The 15,575-nt window shown below is 60.7% G+C and carries 15 protein-coding genes; 13 read left to right on the forward strand and 2 right to left on the reverse strand.

All coding sequences use genetic code 11. From position 1 onward, the window contains the following. Nucleotides 1-15: 15 nt before the first annotated feature. From LLF79_RS16990 to LLF79_RS17010, 5 genes are all read left to right on the forward strand, one after another. Nucleotides 16-2,148: a fimbria/pilus outer membrane usher protein gene (locus LLF79_RS16990; protein WP_227879950.1), complete on the forward strand. Its 2,133-nt coding sequence runs from the start codon at nt 16-18 to the stop codon at nt 2,146-2,148. After that, entirely contained in the window at nt 2,139-3,095 is a 957-nt protein-coding gene (locus tag LLF79_RS16995) for a spore coat protein U domain-containing protein (protein ID WP_023293343.1), read from the forward strand. The genes LLF79_RS16990 and LLF79_RS16995 overlap by 10 nt, the downstream gene beginning before the upstream one ends. A 126-nt stretch (nt 3,096-3,221) precedes the next feature. Beyond that, a complete protein-coding gene (locus LLF79_RS17000; RefSeq protein WP_023326651.1) occupies nt 3,222-3,962 on the forward strand; it encodes a winged helix-turn-helix domain-containing protein in 741 nt (246 codons plus the stop codon). 2 nt (nt 3,963-3,964) lie between these two features. Continuing rightward, complete coding sequence (locus LLF79_RS17005) at nt 3,965-4,438, forward strand: hypothetical protein (protein WP_025912120.1); 474 nt, start codon at nt 3,965-3,967, stop codon at nt 4,436-4,438. 29 nt (nt 4,439-4,467) lie between these two features. After that, a complete protein-coding gene (locus LLF79_RS17010) occupies nt 4,468-4,974 on the forward strand; it encodes a GNAT family N-acetyltransferase (RefSeq protein WP_227879953.1) in 507 nt (168 codons plus the stop codon). A 138-nt stretch (nt 4,975-5,112) separates the two neighbouring features. On the opposite strand, the gene tsr is transcribed toward LLF79_RS17010, so the two are convergent. Both tsr and hpaR read right to left on the reverse strand, forming a co-directional pair. Next, nucleotides 5,113-6,777 (reverse strand): methyl-accepting chemotaxis protein, encoded by a 1,665-nt coding sequence (tsr, locus tag LLF79_RS17015; protein WP_023293346.1) that lies wholly within the window; start codon nt 6,775-6,777, stop codon nt 5,113-5,115. Between the two features lie 83 nt (nt 6,778-6,860). After that, nucleotides 6,861-7,301 carry a homoprotocatechuate degradation operon regulator HpaR gene (gene hpaR / locus LLF79_RS17020; protein ID WP_008502106.1) on the reverse strand — a complete coding sequence of 147 codons (441 nt, stop codon included), beginning with the start codon at nt 7,299-7,301 and terminating at the stop codon, nt 6,861-6,863. A gap of 270 nt (nt 7,302-7,571) precedes the next feature. Here hpaR and hpaG point away from each other — a divergent pair, with 270 nt between their 5' ends. From hpaG to hpaA, 8 genes are all read left to right on the forward strand, one after another. After that, complete coding sequence (hpaG, locus tag LLF79_RS17025; RefSeq protein WP_227879954.1) at nt 7,572-8,849, forward strand: 4-hydroxyphenylacetate degradation bifunctional isomerase/decarboxylase; 1,278 nt, start codon at nt 7,572-7,574, stop codon at nt 8,847-8,849. Then, nucleotides 8,846-10,312, forward strand: coding sequence for a 5-carboxymethyl-2-hydroxymuconate semialdehyde dehydrogenase (gene hpaE / locus LLF79_RS17030; RefSeq protein ID WP_219369257.1), 1,467 nt, complete (start codon nt 8,846-8,848; stop codon nt 10,310-10,312). The genes hpaG and hpaE overlap by 4 nt, the downstream gene beginning before the upstream one ends. A gap of 2 nt (nt 10,313-10,314) precedes the next feature. Continuing rightward, nucleotides 10,315-11,166: a 3,4-dihydroxyphenylacetate 2,3-dioxygenase gene (hpaD, locus tag LLF79_RS17035; RefSeq protein ID WP_008502109.1), complete on the forward strand. Its 852-nt coding sequence runs from the start codon at nt 10,315-10,317 to the stop codon at nt 11,164-11,166. A 9-nt stretch (nt 11,167-11,175) separates the two neighbouring features. Next, entirely contained in the window at nt 11,176-11,556 is a 381-nt protein-coding gene (locus LLF79_RS17040) for a 5-carboxymethyl-2-hydroxymuconate Delta-isomerase (RefSeq protein ID WP_008502110.1), read from the forward strand. Between the two features lie 106 nt (nt 11,557-11,662). Next, nucleotides 11,663-12,466 (forward strand): 2-oxo-hept-4-ene-1,7-dioate hydratase, encoded by an 804-nt coding sequence (hpaH, locus tag LLF79_RS17045; RefSeq protein WP_032675898.1) that lies wholly within the window; start codon nt 11,663-11,665, stop codon nt 12,464-12,466. Between the two features lie 9 nt (nt 12,467-12,475). Next, complete coding sequence (gene hpaI / locus LLF79_RS17050; RefSeq protein ID WP_063617508.1) at nt 12,476-13,273, forward strand: 4-hydroxy-2-oxoheptanedioate aldolase; 798 nt, start codon at nt 12,476-12,478, stop codon at nt 13,271-13,273. Between the two features lie 21 nt (nt 13,274-13,294). Next, on the forward strand, nt 13,295-14,647 hold the full coding sequence (gene hpaX, locus LLF79_RS17055; protein ID WP_023345388.1) for a 4-hydroxyphenylacetate permease: 1,353 nt from the start codon (nt 13,295-13,297) through the stop codon (nt 14,645-14,647). Then, on the forward strand, nt 14,619-15,509 hold the full coding sequence (gene hpaA, locus LLF79_RS17060) for a 4-hydroxyphenylacetate catabolism regulatory protein HpaA (protein WP_008501306.1): 891 nt from the start codon (nt 14,619-14,621) through the stop codon (nt 15,507-15,509). The genes hpaX and hpaA overlap by 29 nt, the downstream gene beginning before the upstream one ends. The last annotated feature ends 66 nt before the right edge of the window (nt 15,510-15,575 follow it).

Below are 15,575 nucleotides of genomic sequence, written 5' to 3' on the forward strand. Positions count from 1 at the left end.
TAGGCCTGCCGGGTGGTGGATAATGCGTTATGGATAAGCCGCAGCGACATGAAAAAGCTGGGGCTTCACGCCCCGGACGATCGCGCCGAATGGGTTGAGCTGACGTCCCTGCCGGGCATGAAGGTTAATCTCGACGTGCTGTCCCAGCAGGTGTCGATTACCGCTGAGGCAGAGGCGCTCGAGGGCCAGCAGCATCTCACCGCCTCAAAGCCCGCGCCGATGTATCGCTACCCTGATGCGCAACCCGTCAGCGCCTATACGCTCGGATACGCGCTCTACGCTAGCGATGCGCAGGGGAAGCGCCAGCTCAACGCCCAGACCATGCTGACTGCATCCGGAGGATTACCCGGAACGTTCAGCAGCAGTTTCTCAAGCCATGCCGGGGAGGAAAACAGCGCCGGTCGACCGACCCACACGCGTCTCGAAACCCGCTGGCAGTGGGACAACACCGATTCGCTGACCACGCTGGCGCTGGGCGACAGCATCACCACCGGCACCCGCTGGAGCCGACAGGTGCGCTTTGGCGGGCTGCACTGGGCACGTAATTTTGAGCTCAATCCGCAACTCAATACCGAACCGCGCAGCCGCTACAGCGACACGGCCGTACTGCCTTCCACGGTCGATTTGTATATCGACGGCCTTAAGCAGAGCAGCCAGCGCGTCACGCCGGGTGACTTTCTGCTGGATACCCTGCCCTCCTTCACCGGAAGCGGGCAGGCGGAGGTGGTGATTACCGATATCAACGGCCAGCGTCGCACCGTACAGCTCGATCTCTACGGCGCGCCGGGCATGCTGGCGGAAGGGCTAAGCAGCGGTTCGCTGGACATCGGCTGGATGCGGGAAAACTACGCCCTGCACTCCGACGACTATGCCGCCTCGCCGCTGCTGGACGCGGGCTGGCGCTATGGGGTGAATAATCACCTGACGCTGGCGCTGCATACGGAACAGCAGCGCAGGCTGCACAACGTGGGCATGGGCGCAGACTGGCTGGTCTCTCCCGCCGTAGGGGTGGTTAGCCAGCACGTTGCCGTGAGCGACAGCCCTTACGGTCAGGGCGTTCAGTGGGGCCTCGGCTGGCAGTGGAACGGCAGAGGAACGGGCATTTCTGCCAGCACCGTCCGCACCGAGGCGGATTTCGCCGACAACGCCCGCATGAGCGGTGCCGCCCCCGTCAGACGCAGCGACAGCGTGTGGGTAAGCCAGTCCGTCCCCCACTTCGGCACCGTGGGCGCGGGCTGGGTACAGCAGAACATTCAGGGCAGCACGCAGCGCTACCTCAATGCCTCCTGGTCGGTGTCGCTGCCGGCACACATCTCCACCACGCTGAGCTATACCCGCTCGTTTACGGATGCGTCGAGTCAGGTTCAGCTACTGCTTTCCGTCCCATTGGGTCGCGAGGACACGCTCTCCGTTCAGGCCAGCCGGGATAAACCACGCATGGATTACCGCCACCAGCCGGACGATGAGGCCGGCGGCTGGTCATGGGAGCTGGGCCAGGGCTTTGGCGAACGGCGTGAAAGATATGCAGACGCAGGCTATCTGGGCCGCGCGGGCGAATGGCACGTTGGGCTGCAGCAAGGTGCCAGCCAGCGCAACCAGTACGCCTCAGCCGAAGGGAGCCTGACGCTGCTGGACGGCAGCCTGCACGCGCTGCGCTACATCCAGCAGGGCATGGCGCTGGTCTCCACGCACGGCATTGGGCACGTACCGGTGATGCTGGAAAACCGTCCGGCCGGTGAAACGGATGAGGACGGTTACCTCCTGCTGACCGACCTGCCGCGCTACCACAACAGCAAAGTCAGCATTAACCCGCTCGATCTGCCCGCCGATGTGATCGCCCCCGTCACCGACATGCATGCCAGGCCGGGCAACAACAGCGCGGTCAAAGTCGATTTTAACGTCCATCACGCCGTCACGGTTCAGGCCCGGCTGGTCGACAGCCGCCGCAGGCCGCTCCCGCTGGGCAGCGTCGTGTCAACGCCGCAGGGTGCCACCATCGTGGGCCGCGATGGCTTTATCTGGCTTGAAGATCCGCCCCTGCCGGGTGAACTGGTGGTGAAGACCGGTGAGGGAGAGTGCCGGGTCGCGCTTCCGGCGCCCCGTACCGCGTCATCTATACAGAATATGGGAGAACAACTGTGTCATTAAGAGCGCCGTTATTATTGCTGCTCGTCCTGTCCGTAAAGGCGATGGCGGCAGCCTGCTGGATAACCTCCATGCCCGCCATTAACTTTGGCAACGTCGTGGCGGGCAATACCACCTCCGTCAACACCGAGGTCAAGTTTAGCTGCCAGGCCGACAACGAGGGCAGGACGGAATATCTCAACGTCTGCCTGAGCAGCGTAGACGCCCCGCCCTTTGAGATGATCTCGCCGGGGGACCAGGAGGGAAAACAGTACACCCTCCTCTTCCGCCTGCTGAACGGCGCAGCACGCTCTCAGGAGCTGGGGCCTGCCAGCAGCGGGAACCTGATTCAGCAGACTCTGGCCGCGCAAAGCAATGCCAACGTCAGCGGTACCTTTCCGCTTATCGCTACCATTCCGGCAGGGCAAAGCCAGCTTCCGGCCTACCACTATTACAACTACAACATGAATCTGCGCATCGCCTGGCACAGCGCCCTGCGTCAGGATGCCCTGCAAAACTGCTCGGACGGTTCCGCAGAGGGGGAGCAGGTGCAGGGCGGCACCAGCGCGCAGGCCGAAATTAGCCAGGGATGCTACATCGAGCGCGTGACACCCCTTAACTTCGGCACCCTGACCAGCACCGCGACCCTGCGTCCGACGCGTTCCACCGCCACCCTGACCACGCGCTGTCCGGCCGGAACCGCATTCACCCTTGCCATGGGCAAAGGCAACCATGCCAGCGGTAATCAGCGGCAGCTCTGCAACAACGAGGGCCAGTGCCTGCGCTACGGGCTCTGGCAGAATGAGGCGGCCACGCAACGCTGGGGAGATCAAAGCAGCGGCGATGCGCTGCAGGTCACCAATCCCGCTGGCGGCACCCAGAACTACACCGTTTACGGCGAGGTCCCGGCACAGCCGCTAACCGGTACCGGGGAATTTATTGATGACGTGATTATCACGCTGACTTATTAAACCACCCAAAATCCTGTCTGGATCAATGTTATCGGTAACAGTGGCGTTAAAATAGCCAGCAATGCAGCCCGGAAGGCGTAGACCTTCTCTTTTTATTTTTTATCTCTGTTTTTATTACAACAACTTATGAAATACCTGCTTGCTGACGCCATCGTCTATAACGACGAGGACGGTTCTGTTTCTCTTATCAATGCGCCGGATGAGGATGCGCAGCTCCTCACCTGTACGGCCAATACCATCATGAAGCTGCTGGTACAGCATCATGGGAACGTGGTTGAACGGGAAACCTTTCTCCAGGAAGTCTGGGATCGGCGAGGGCTTCAGGGGTCTAACAACTCCTTAAACCAGTACATCAGCATTCTGCGCAAGATGCTGGCGGCCCTGCTTCCCGACGCGCTGCTTATCGTTACCGTACCGAAAACGGGCTTTATGCTCAGCGCGGACGTTACGGTCACTCCGCTGGAGGAGGCTCCACCGACCGCCGAAACGGCGAAACCTGCATGGCGCGTTCGCCCTGAATGGCTGTTCTGCGGCGCGCTCACGCTGGTCGTCGTTGCGCTATGCCTCTGGATCGCGCTGATCAAGCCAGAAAATTCACAAAGGGAGATCCATCTGCTGACGCATATCGGCACCTGCCCGGTCTACACCTTTACGCCGCTGGCGGACGTATTTCACGGGAAGGCAATAGCGCTGGCGCAAACGCTTCAGAAGGACGGCCATCTTCCGTGCCTGAAAAATTCAATTTTCTACATGCACATTCAGAGAACGCTTTTCTACGGCCACGAAGGGCGGCTGGTGCTCTCCCAATGTTCCCTCACGCAGGGTAAAGCCAGCGCCTGTCGTACGCTTTACTATTACGAGTGGTGATGATGAGACACAAAAAAGTTTGGCTAACCCTGATCCTCAACCTGCTGCTGCTGGGCACCGTGCTGGCGTGGTACTTTCACACGCCCCCGCTGTCGGTGGCCTGCGACGGAAACCTGACCTTTTCCGACCGGCGCGACAACCACGATTTCACCTTTGACGGTGAGATCATTATGCGTTTTCATCCCGACAAAACCGGGTACATCACGGTTAACGGCAGCGTGGTGAATGCCCCACGCAGCTGGGAGGTTTCTCGGCAGGAGATGTTTAAATGGCGTCACGTGGAGGGCGAACTGTATGAGATCGCTATTCAAAAAGTGGAGCGTTTTAGCCATGACGCCATGCCGCCCGGGGTCTTTGAAAAATACGTTGCCGGCCTGACGCTGGGCAATAAAAGGCTTCTGACGATCGAGCGCACGCCGGAAGACGCGCTGGTGATCAGCAATTTCTATTCGCCGGTGCTGATCTGCTCGGAATAATGTCGACGGGTCAGGCTATACTTGCCGCCATGACTCTTCGCATTCGCCCCACCACCCTCAACGACATTGCCGCCCTGCCCGCCATTGAACGCGCGGCGGCCGGGCGCTTCCGTGACTTCCCGGCACTCGCCTGGCTTGCCGATGGCGAGGTCATTTCCGCTGAGCAACACCTCGACTATGTCGAACGCGGGTTAAGCTGGCTGGCGCTGGCAAACGACCAGCCCGTCGGGTTTATCCTTGCCGAAGCCCATCCGTCTTCACTGTTTATTGTCGAACTCTCGGTTGATCTGGACTGGCAGGGAAAAGGGATCGGCAGGCAGCTCATCGCCTGCGTGGCAGACCATGCCCGTAACAGGGGGATGACAGCGCTGACGTTGACGACGTTCAGGAACGTCCCGTGGAATGCGCCATTCTATGCGCGGCTGGGGTTTGAAAAAATGACGACCCTGACGCCTGAACTGCGTCGGAAAAGGGAAGAAGAGACAGCGCACGGTTTCGCGTATGAAACGCGCTGCGCCATGCGCCTGCCTCTGTAATACCGCCCGGTGGCGCTGCGCTTACCGGGCCTACAAAACCCTGAACAGTAGGCCGGGTAAGGCGTAGCCGCCACCCGGCAAAAGCCCCAAAACGTAGGCCGGGTAAGGCGCAGCCGCCACCCGGCACAACATACGGCGTTAGAACGTTTCCCAGTTATCACCTGCATCAGCGGTAACCGTTTTACGCGCCATCGCCGGTGCTGCAACGGTTTTCGCAGAAGCGAACTCACGCGCTTTCATCTGCTCCTGCTGAATGCGGAACACCGCCACGGCCTGCGTCAGACGGCTTGCCTGTTCTTCCAGTGCGGCTGCCGCTGCGGCAGACTCTTCCACCAGCGAGGCGTTCTGCTGGGTCACGCGATCCATCTCTGCCACCGCCAGACCGACCTGGTCGATACCGCGGCTCTGCTCGTCAGACGCAGAGGCGATTTCACCCATGATGTCCGTGACGCGGGTAACCGCATTCACGATCTCACCCATGGTTTCACCGGCGCTTTCGACCAGCGTTGAACCCACTTCCACGCGACCCACGGAGTCTTCGATCAGGCTCTTGATCTCGCGTGCCGCCTGGGCGCTGCGCTGGGCCAGGTTACGCACTTCACCTGCTACCACCGCAAAACCACGGCCCTGCTCGCCCGCACGCGCCGCTTCTACCGCCGCGTTCAGTGCCAGGATGTTGGTCTGGAAAGCAATGCCGTCGATCACGCTGATAATGTCGGCAATTTTCTGCGAACTGCCTGCGATATCGCGCATGGTCTGCACCACGTTGTCCACCACTTTGCCGCCTTTCTGCGCGGTTTCAGAGGCGCTCAGCGCAAGATGGCTCGCCTGACGGGCGTTCTCGGCGTTCTGCTTAACGGTCGCCGTCAGCTGCTCCATGCTGGCAGCGGTCTCTTCCAGGGAAGCGGCCTGCTGTTCAGTACGGGAGGAGAGGTCGTTGTTGCCCATCGCGATTTCACTCGCGCCGCTGTAGATCGCATTCGCGCCGTTACGCACGTCGCCAACGGTACGCACCAGTTCGCCCTGCATATGACGCAGCGAGTCGGCCAGTTCACCCATCTCGTTGGTGCCCTGAACCTCAATGCGCTTCACCAGGTCGCCGCTGGCGATATGGCGAATGTTGTCGATCAGACGATTCAGCGGAGAGATCAGCGTCTGCTTGATGTTGAGCCAGACGGCCACAATCACCACCAGCACGGCAATCAGGACGCCGATCAGCACCCAGATAGCCTGGCTGTAGGAGCTGTTACTGTCTTCGACCGCCATCTGGTACAGCTTGTCGTTCTGCTGCAGGTAGCTCACGTACTGCTTCTCAAAACCGTCCTGGTAACTCTGGGTTGGCTGGTCGAAGAAGGCGTTGATTTTGCCCGCGCCCAGCAGCTGGATCAGCTCCGCCAGCGCGCCGTGGTAAATATCATAGTTACGCTTGATCTCCATGGCATCCGCATCGCTTTGACGCGGATCGCGCGGCAGGGCTTCGTAGGCAGCCCAGTTTTTTTCCGCCTGTTTCAGAGACGCAGACGCGATTTGCATCAAATCGTTCACGGTCGCGCCGCTGCCGATATTGCTCTGATCCATCATGTAGCGAATACCCGCGCGGTTCAGGGTATTACGGGTTTGCAGCAACGCTACCCAGCTGCCGTTCAGCGTGGACTGTTGCTGGCGAATGGTTTGCAGGACGGTGAAATTCTCTTTGTCATTCTTCAGAGCATTAAAGAAAAGACCACCGGATGTGAGTTGTAAAAGGCCAAATATCGCTAAAACCAGCATTAAGCTGGTGACAATCTTGATACGGTTTAACATGTTTTCTCTTTCCTCAGACAGATACAGAATTTTCGGCCTGGAAAGGGAAAACTTTACGAAATTCATCCTGAAATTTGTGGTTTTTACTCTTCTTCCCGCGCTGCGTTATGTCGGTTTCCGAGTTCAATAAACTCTTCCAGCAGCGCCGTCAGCTGTTTCATCTTCTCCGGCGTATATTCCGCCTCAATCTGCTGATACGCCTCCTCCACCTGCGCCTGGGCGTGCTCATACAGCGCATTGCCCTCTTTGGTCAGCGAGACGTACAGCTTGCGCTGGTCGTTCAGCGGCTTTAAGCGCAGCACCAGGCCGTCGCGCTCCATGCGCGTCAGAATGCCGGTGAGGCTCGGGCGCAAAATGCAGGTGCGAAACGCCAGATCGTGAAAATCCATCGACGGATGTTCAGCCAGCACGCGCACAATGCGCCACTGCTGCTCGGTCAGGTTATGGCGCTTCACAATCGGTCGGAAGTAGGACATCGCCGCTTCCCGCGCCTGCAGCAGCGCGATGGTTAATGAATCATGCATAGCCTCTCCCCTTCACATCATTAACACGTAAACAATTCATAAAAGATGCTTTTATAAACAACACGTTTTCCGTCAAAAAGTCTAACAGAAACCCACTAAGTTTATTAACCCTCTGATTTTAATATTAATTAAAACTAATATGTAAATTTATTGTTATTCGTATCACAAATCTTTCACTTCTGATTGCGAAATAATCAGCAAAAGCATAAAACCAGATCATTAACATATTAATGAAATCCAAACCGGACCTCCGGCCTGAGGAGTATGTGAATGAAAGGTACCGTCTTTGCCGTCGCCCTCAACCATCAGAGCCAGCGCGAAGCCTGGCGAGAGGCGTTTGAAAAAGCCCCCTACAACACGCCGCCGAAAACGGCGGTGTGGTTTATCAAACCGCATAACACCGTGATTCGCGCGGGCGACCCCATTCCGTACCCGCAGGGGGAAACGGTGCTGAGCGGCGCCACGGTAGCGCTGGTGGTCGGTAAAACCGCCAGCAAGGTGCGCGTGGAGGACGCCGCGGCGTACATCGCCGGATATGCGCTGGCCAACGAGGTGAGCCTGCCGGAAGAGAGCTTCTACCGCCCGGCCATCAAGGCCAAATGCCGCGACGGATTTTGCCCGCTCGGCGAACCGGTCGCCGTTGATAACGTGGATAGCCTGACCATCATCACCGAGATCAACGGCCGTGAAGCGGACCACTGGAACACCGCCGATCTGCAGCGTAACGCTGCCGAACTGCTGAGCGCCCTGAGCGAGTTCGCCACCCTTAATCCCGGCGATGCGATCCTGCTCGGTACCCCGCACAGCCGCGTTGAGATCCGCCCGGGCGATCGGGTACGTATTCTGGCGGAAGGATTTCCACCGCTGGAAAACCCGGTGGTGGACGAGCGCGACGTCACTATTGCGCACCGCACGCCGCCGCACGCCACGCTGTTTGCCCTCGGCCTGAACTATGCCGATCACGCCAGCGAGCTGGACTTCAAGCCGCCCACCGAGCCGCTGGTCTTTATCAAAGCGCCGAACACCTTCAACGGCGACAACCAGACCTCGGTGCGCCCGAACAACGTCGAGTACATGCACTATGAAGCGGAGCTGGTGGTGGTCATCGGTAAAACCGCCCGCAAGGTGAGCGAAGCCGAGGCGATGGACTATGTTGCGGGCTACACGGTCTGCAACGACTACGCCATTCGTGACTATCTCGAAAACTACTACCGCCCGAACCTGCGGGTGAAAAGCCGCGACGGGCTGACCCCCATTTCCCCCAACATCGTGCCAAAAGAAGCCATTCCCGACCCGCACAACCTCGCCCTGCGCACCTTCGTTAACGGCGAGCTGCGTCAGGAAGGCACCACGGCGGATCTGATCTTCAGCATCCCGTTCCTGATCGCCTACCTGAGCGACTTTATGACCCTGCAGCCGGGCGACATGATTGCCACCGGCACGCCGAAGGGGCTGTCCGACGTGGTGCCGGGCGATGAGGTGGTGGTGGAAGTGGAAGGCGTGGGACGCCTGGTGAACCGAATTGTGAGTGAGGAGACGGCAAAATGAAAAAGATAAACCATTGGATCAACGGTAAAAACGTCGCGGGCAGCGACTACTTCCACACCACTAACCCGGCCTCCGGCGAGGTCCTGGCAGAAGTGGCCTCCGGCGGCGAAACCGAAATCCATCAGGCCGTTGCCGCCGCCAAAGAGGCGTTTCCGAAGTGGGCCAACCTGCCGATGAAGGAGCGCGCGCGCCTGATGCGCCGCCTGGGCGATCTGATCGACCAGAACGTGCCCGAGATCGCCGCCATGGAAACCGCCGACACCGGCCTGCCGATCCACCAGACCAAAAACGTGCTGATCCCCCGCGCCTCGCACAACTTCGAATTCTTCGCCGAGGTGTGCCAGCAGATGAACGGCAAGACCTACCCGGTCGACGACAAGATGCTCAACTACACCCTGGTGCAGCCGGTGGGCGTCTGCGCGCTGGTGTCGCCGTGGAACGTGCCGTTTATGACCGCCACCTGGAAGGTCGCGCCCTGTCTGGCCTTAGGCAATACCGCGGTGCTGAAGATGTCCGAGCTCTCCCCTCTCACCGCCGACCGTCTGGGCGAACTGGCCCTCGAAGCGGGTATTCCGGCGGGCGTGCTCAATGTGGTGCAGGGCTACGGCGCGACGGCAGGCGATGCGCTGGTGCGGCATCACGACGTGCGCGCCGTCTCCTTCACCGGCGGCACCGCCACCGGGCGCAACATCATGAAAAACGCCGGGCTGAAGAAGTACTCCATGGAGCTGGGCGGCAAATCCCCGGTACTGATTTTTGAAGACGCAGATATCGAGCGCGCGCTGGACGCCGCCCTGTTCACCATCTTCTCCATCAACGGCGAGCGCTGCACCGCCGGCTCGCGCATCTTTATCCAGCAGAGCATCTACCCGGAATTCGTCAAGCGCTTTGCCGAGCGCGCCAACCGCCTGCGCGTGGGCGACCCGACCGATCCGAACACCCAGATTGGCGCGCTCATCAGCCAACAGCACTGGGAAAAAGTCTCCGGCTATATCCGCCTCGGCATCGAGGAAGGCGCAACCCTGCTGGCGGGCGGCCCGGACAAACCGACCGATCTGCCTGCGCACCTGAAGGGCGGCAACTTCCTGCGCCCGACCGTGCTGGCGGATGTTGATAACCGCATGCGCGTGGCGCAGGAGGAGATCTTCGGGCCGGTGGCCTGCCTGCTGCCGTTCAAGGACGAAGCGGAAGGGCTGCGCCTGGCCAACGACGTGGAGTACGGCCTGGCATCGTACATCTGGACCCAGGACGTCAGCAAAGTGCTGCGCCTGGCGCGCAGCATTGAAGCCGGCATGGTGTTCGTCAACACCCAGAACGTGCGCGACCTGCGCCAGCCGTTTGGCGGCGTGAAGGCCTCCGGCACCGGCCGCGAGGGGGGCGAGTACAGCTTCGAGGTATTCGCGGAGATGAAGAACGTCTGCATCTCCATGGGCGACCATCCGATTCCAAAGTGGGGGATCTGAAAATGGGCAAATTAGCGTTAGCGGCAAAAATCACCCACGTGCCGTCGATGTATCTCTCCGAACTGCCGGGCAAAAACCACGGCTGCCGCCAGGGCGCCATCGACGGACACAAAGAGATCAGCAAGCGCTGCCGGGAGCTGGGCGTCGACACCATTATCGTCTTCGACACCCACTGGCTGGTGAACAGCGCGTATCACATCAACTGTGCGGACCATTTTTCGGGCGTCTACACCAGCAACGAGCTGCCGCACTTTATCCGCGACATGACCTACGACTACGACGGCAACCCGGAACTCGGCCAGCTGATCGCCGACGAGGCGGTGAAGCGTGGCGTGCGCGCCAAAGCGCACAACATTCCGAGCCTCAAGCTTGAGTACGGCACGCTGGTGCCAATGCGCTACATGAACGCGGATAAGCACTTCAAAGTGGTCTCCATCTCGGCGTTCTGCACGGTTCACGACTTCGCCGACAGCCGCAGGCTGGGCGAGGCCATCGTCAGCGCCATCGAAAAATATGACGGCACCGTGGCGGTGCTCGCCAGCGGCTCGCTGTCGCACCGCTTTATCGACGACCAGCGCGCGGAAGAAGGGATGAACAGCTACACCCGGGAGTTCGACCGCCAGATGGACGAGCGCGTGGTGAAGCTGTGGCGCGAGGGTCAGTTCAAAGAATTCTGCAGCATGCTGCCGGAGTACGCCGACTACTGCTACGGCGAGGGCAATATGCACGACACGGTGATGCTGCTGGGGATGCTCGGCTGGGACAAATACGACGGCAAGGTGGAGTTTCTCACCGAGCTGTTCGCCAGCTCCGGCACCGGCCAGGTCAACGCCGTTTTCCCGCTGCCCGCCTAAGGAGCCACCATGCCGCACTTTATAGCTGAATGTACCGACAACATCCGCGAGCAGGCCGACCTGCCGGGGCTGTTCGCCAAAGTGAACGAGGCGCTCGCCGCCACGGGCATCTTCCCTATCGGCGGTATCCGCAGCCGCGCCCACTGGCTGGACACCTGGCAGATGGCCGACGGCAAGCACGATTACGCCTTTGTCCATATGACGCTGAAGATTGGCGCGGGGCGCAGTCTGGAGAGCCGGGAAGAGGTCGGTGAAATGCTGTTTGCGCTGATTAAAACGCACTTCGCGGCGCTGATGGCGAGCCGCTATCTGGCGCTGTCGTTTGAGCTGGACGAGCTGCACCCGACGCTTAATTACAAACAAAACAACGTGCACGCGTTGTTTAAGTAGACATCTTTTTCGCCCGGTGGCGCTTCGCTTACCGGACCTACAACGGCTCGAACGTAGGCCCGGTAAGCGAAGCGCCACCCGGCAACAGCCGCATAAAGGATACGCCATGCTCGATAAACACACCCATACCCTGATCGCCCATCGTCTGCATCAGGCGGAGCAGTCCCGGGAGCAGATCCGCCAGATCTCCCTCGACTACCCGACGATCACTATCGACGACGCCTACGCCGTCCAGCGCGAATGGGTCAGCCTGAAGATCGCCGAAGGCCGCGTGCTGAAGGGCCACAAGATCGGCCTGACGTCCAAAGCGATGCAGGCCAGCTCGCAGATCAGCGAGCCGGACTACGGCGCGCTGCTGGATGACATGTTCTTCCACGACGGCAGCGACATCCCGGTCGACCGCTTTATCGTCCCGCGCATTGAAGTGGAGCTGGCGTTCGTGCTGGCAAAACCGCTGCGCGGCCCGAACTGCACGATCTTCGACGTCTACAACGCCACGGACTACGTGATCCCCGCGCTGGAGCTGATCGACGCCCGCTGCCACAACGTCGACCCGGACACCCAGCGCCCGCGCAAGGTGTTCGACACCATCTCCGATAACGCCGCCAACGCGGGGGTGATCCTCGGCGGCCGTCCGATTAAGCCCGACGCGCTGGACCTGCGCTGGATCTCCGCCCTGCTCTACCGCAACGGCGTGATCGAAGAGACCGGCGTCGCCGCAGGCGTGCTTAACCACCCGGCGAACGGCGTGGCGTGGCTGGCAAACAAGCTCGCCCCGTATGACGTGCAGCTGGAGCCTGGCCAGATCGTTCTCGGCGGCTCGTTTACCCGCCCGGTGCCCGCCAGCAGAGGCGACACCTTCCACGTCGACTACGGCAACATGGGCTCCATCAGCTGCCGCTTTGTCTAGGAGATAACCATGCAAAACGCATTCAAAGCGGCGCTGCAGGCGGGCCGTCCGCAAATTGGGCTATGGCTGGGGCTGACCAGCAGCTACAGCGCGGAGCTGCTGGCCGGAGCAGGCTTCGACTGGCTGCTGATCGACGGCGAGCACGCGCCGAACAGCGTGCAGACCGTCCTGACACAGCTGCAGGCCATCGCCCCTTATCCCAGCCAGCCGGTGGTCCGCCCGTCGTGGAACGACCCGGTGCAGATCAAACAGCTGCTGGACGTGGGCGCACAAACTCTGCTGGTGCCGATGGTACAAAACGCCGACGAAGCGCGGCAGGCGGTACGTGCCACCCGCTACCCGCCCGCGGGCATTCGCGGGGTGGGCAGCGCCCTGGCGCGCGCCTCGCGCTGGAACCGCATTCCGGATTACCTGCAGCAGGCCAACGACGCCATGTGCGTGCTGGTGCAGATCGAAACCCGTGAGGCGCTGAAAAACCTGCCGCAGATCCTGGACGTGGAAGGCGTCGACGGCGTGTTTATCGGCCCGGCGGATCTCAGCGCCGACATGGGCTTTGCCGGCAATCCGCAGCACCCGGAGGTGCAGGCCGCCATTGAACAGGCGATCGCACAGATACGCGCTGCGGGTAAAGCCCCAGGCATCCTGATGGCGAACGAGCCGCTGGCAAAACGCTATCTTGAACTCGGCGCGCGGTTTGTCGCCGTCGGGGTCGACACGACCCTGCTCGCCCGCGGCGCGGAAGCGCTGGCGGCACGCTTTATCGAACAACCGGTTACGTCAGTTAATAACAATAAATCCGTCTACTAAACGTAAGATCTGGAGCGCACCATGACGACCTCTACCCTGCAAGCCCATGATAATAAAGCCGTTGAACACCGCGTCATTCACAAGCTGTTCCGACGCCTGATCGTCTTTCTCTTTATCCTGTTTGTTTTCTCGTTTCTCGATCGCATCAACATCGGCTTCGCCGGGCTGACGATGGGCAAAGATCTGGGCCTCACCTCAACCATGTTTGGCCTGGCCGCGACGCTCTTTTACGTCACCTACGTGCTGTGCGGGATCCCGAGCAACATCATGCTGGCGAAGATCGGCGCACGCCGCTGGATCGCCGGGATCATGGTGGTGTGGGGTATTGCCTCCACCTGCACCATGTTCGCCACCAGCCCCGAAACCCTTTACGTCCTTCGCATGCTGGTGGGCATTGCCGAAGCCGGCTTCCTGCCGGGCATTCTGGTCTACCTCACCTGGTGGTTCCCGGCGTATCACCGCGCCCGCGCCAACGCGCTGTTTATGATTGCCATGCCGGTCACCATGATGCTCGGCTCAATCCTCTCCGGGTACATTCTGGCGATGGACGGGCTGTGGAACCTCAAGGGCTGGCAGTGGCTGTTCCTGCTGGAGGGGCTGCCGTCGGTGGTGCTCGGCGTGGTGACCTGGTTTTACCTCAACGACACGCCGGATCAGGCCACCTGGCTGGATGAGGACGAAAAGCAGGCGCTCAAAACGATGATCGCCCGCGAGCAGGAGGTTGCCATTGCCCAATCCGTCACGCCGCGCTCGACGCTGCGCGAGGTGCTGACCCCGGCGGTACTGCTCTACACGCTGGCCTACTTCTGCCTGACCAATACGCTGAGCGCGATCAACATCTGGACCCCGCAAATCCTGCAAAGCTTTAACACGGGGAGCAGCAACATCGTCATCGGCCTGCTGGCGGCGATCCCGCAGTTCTGCACCATCCTCGGGATGATCTGGTGGAGCCGCCGCTCCGACAGGCTGAAAGAGCGAAAAAAGCACACCATCCTGCCGTACCTGTTCGCCGCGGCGGGATGGATGCTGGCCTCCGCGACCGATCACAGCCTGATCCAGCTGCTTGGCATCATCATGGCCTCAACCGGATCGTTTACCGCCATGGCGATATTCTGGACCACGCCGGATCGGGTGATTAGCCTGCAGTCCCGCGCGGTGGCGCTGGCGGTGATCAACGCCATCGGCAACGTCGGCTCCGCCGTCAGCCCGCTGCTGATTGGGATCCTGCGCGACGCGACCGGCAGCTTCAGCTCGGGGCTGTGGTTTGTGGCCGGGCTGCTGGTGGTCGGCGCGCTGGTGCTGACGCGCATTCCGATGACGCAGCGGGATCAACAGAGGAACGATCATGTGCCAGAGCCCTATCGCCAACATTGATATCAGCAAGGAGTACGACGAAAGTCTGGGCACCGACGATGTGCACTACCAGTCGTTCGCCCGCATGGCGGCCTTTTTTGGCCGCGACATGCAGGCGCATCGTCACGACCAGTATTTTCAGATGCACTTTCTCGATACCGGGCAGATTGAGCTCCAGCTCGACGATCACCGCTATTCGGTGCAGGCCCCGCTGTTCGTCCTCACGCCGCCGTCGGTGCCGCACGCGTTTATCACCGAATCCGACAGCGACGGACACGTGCTGACGGTGCGCGAGGATCTGATCTGGCCGCTGCTTGAGGTGCTCTACCCCGGCACGCGGGAGGCGTTTGGCCTGCCGGGGATCTGCCTCTCGCTGGCCGACAGGCCGGACGAGCTGGCGGCGCTTAAGCACTACTGGCAGCTGATTGCCCGTGAATCCACGGAGCAGCTGCCCGGGCGCGAGCATACGCTGGTCCTGCTGGCCCAGGCGGTTTTCACCCTGCTGCTGCGCAACGCGAAGCTCGACGACCACGCGTCAGGCGGCATGCGCGGCGAGCTGAAGCTGTTCCAGCGCTTTACCCAGCTGATCGACACCCACTACCACCAGCACTGGACGGTGCCGGAATACGCCAGCGAGCTGCACCTGACCGAATCCCGCCTGACCGATATCTGTCGCCGCTTCGCCAACCGCCCGCCAAAACGGCTGATCTTCGACCGCCAGCTGCGCGAGGCCCGACGCCTGCTGCTCTTCTCCGACAGCACCGTCAGCGAAATTGCCTGGCAGCTGGGGTTCAAAGATCCGGCCTATTTCGCCCGCTTTTTTAATCGCTTAGTGGGGTGCTCGCCGAGCGCATACCGGGCCCAGAAAGTACCGGTTTCCTGAACGCATCACGGTTCGTAGGGCGGGTAAGCGCAGCGCCACCCGCCGAAAAGCCGCACAGATCACAAA

Origin of the sequence: Enterobacter cloacae complex sp. 2021EL-01169 (assembly GCF_020733125.1) — a bacterium.
GTDB lineage: Bacteria > Pseudomonadota > Gammaproteobacteria > Enterobacterales > Enterobacteriaceae > Enterobacter > Enterobacter roggenkampii.

Bases quoted from the DNA above. Each gene is read 5' to 3' on its own strand.
- hpaX (WP_023345388.1), top strand. From the start codon at position 13,295: ATGACGACCTCTACCCTGCAAGCCCATGATAATAAAGCCGTTGAACAC.
- hpaI (WP_063617508.1), top strand. From the start codon at position 12,476: ATGCAAAACGCATTCAAAGCGGCGCTGCAGGCGGGCCGTCCGCAAATT.
- hpaH (WP_032675898.1), top strand. From the start codon at position 11,663: ATGCTCGATAAACACACCCATACCCTGATCGCCCATCGTCTGCATCAG.
- hpaR (WP_008502106.1), bottom strand. From the start codon at position 7,301: ATGCATGATTCATTAACCATCGCGCTGCTGCAGGCGCGGGAAGCGGCG.
- hpaE (WP_219369257.1), top strand. From the start codon at position 8,846: ATGAAAAAGATAAACCATTGGATCAACGGTAAAAACGTCGCGGGCAGC.
- LLF79_RS17040 (WP_008502110.1), top strand. From the start codon at position 11,176: ATGCCGCACTTTATAGCTGAATGTACCGACAACATCCGCGAGCAGGCC.
- LLF79_RS17000 (WP_023326651.1), top strand. From the start codon at position 3,222: ATGAAATACCTGCTTGCTGACGCCATCGTCTATAACGACGAGGACGGT.
- hpaA (WP_008501306.1), top strand. From the start codon at position 14,619: ATGTGCCAGAGCCCTATCGCCAACATTGATATCAGCAAGGAGTACGAC.
- tsr (WP_023293346.1), bottom strand. From the start codon at position 6,777: ATGTTAAACCGTATCAAGATTGTCACCAGCTTAATGCTGGTTTTAGCG.
- LLF79_RS17005 (WP_025912120.1), top strand. From the start codon at position 3,965: ATGAGACACAAAAAAGTTTGGCTAACCCTGATCCTCAACCTGCTGCTG.
- hpaG (WP_227879954.1), top strand. From the start codon at position 7,572: ATGAAAGGTACCGTCTTTGCCGTCGCCCTCAACCATCAGAGCCAGCGC.
- LLF79_RS17010 (WP_227879953.1), top strand. From the start codon at position 4,468: ATGACTCTTCGCATTCGCCCCACCACCCTCAACGACATTGCCGCCCTG.
- hpaD (WP_008502109.1), top strand. From the start codon at position 10,315: ATGGGCAAATTAGCGTTAGCGGCAAAAATCACCCACGTGCCGTCGATG.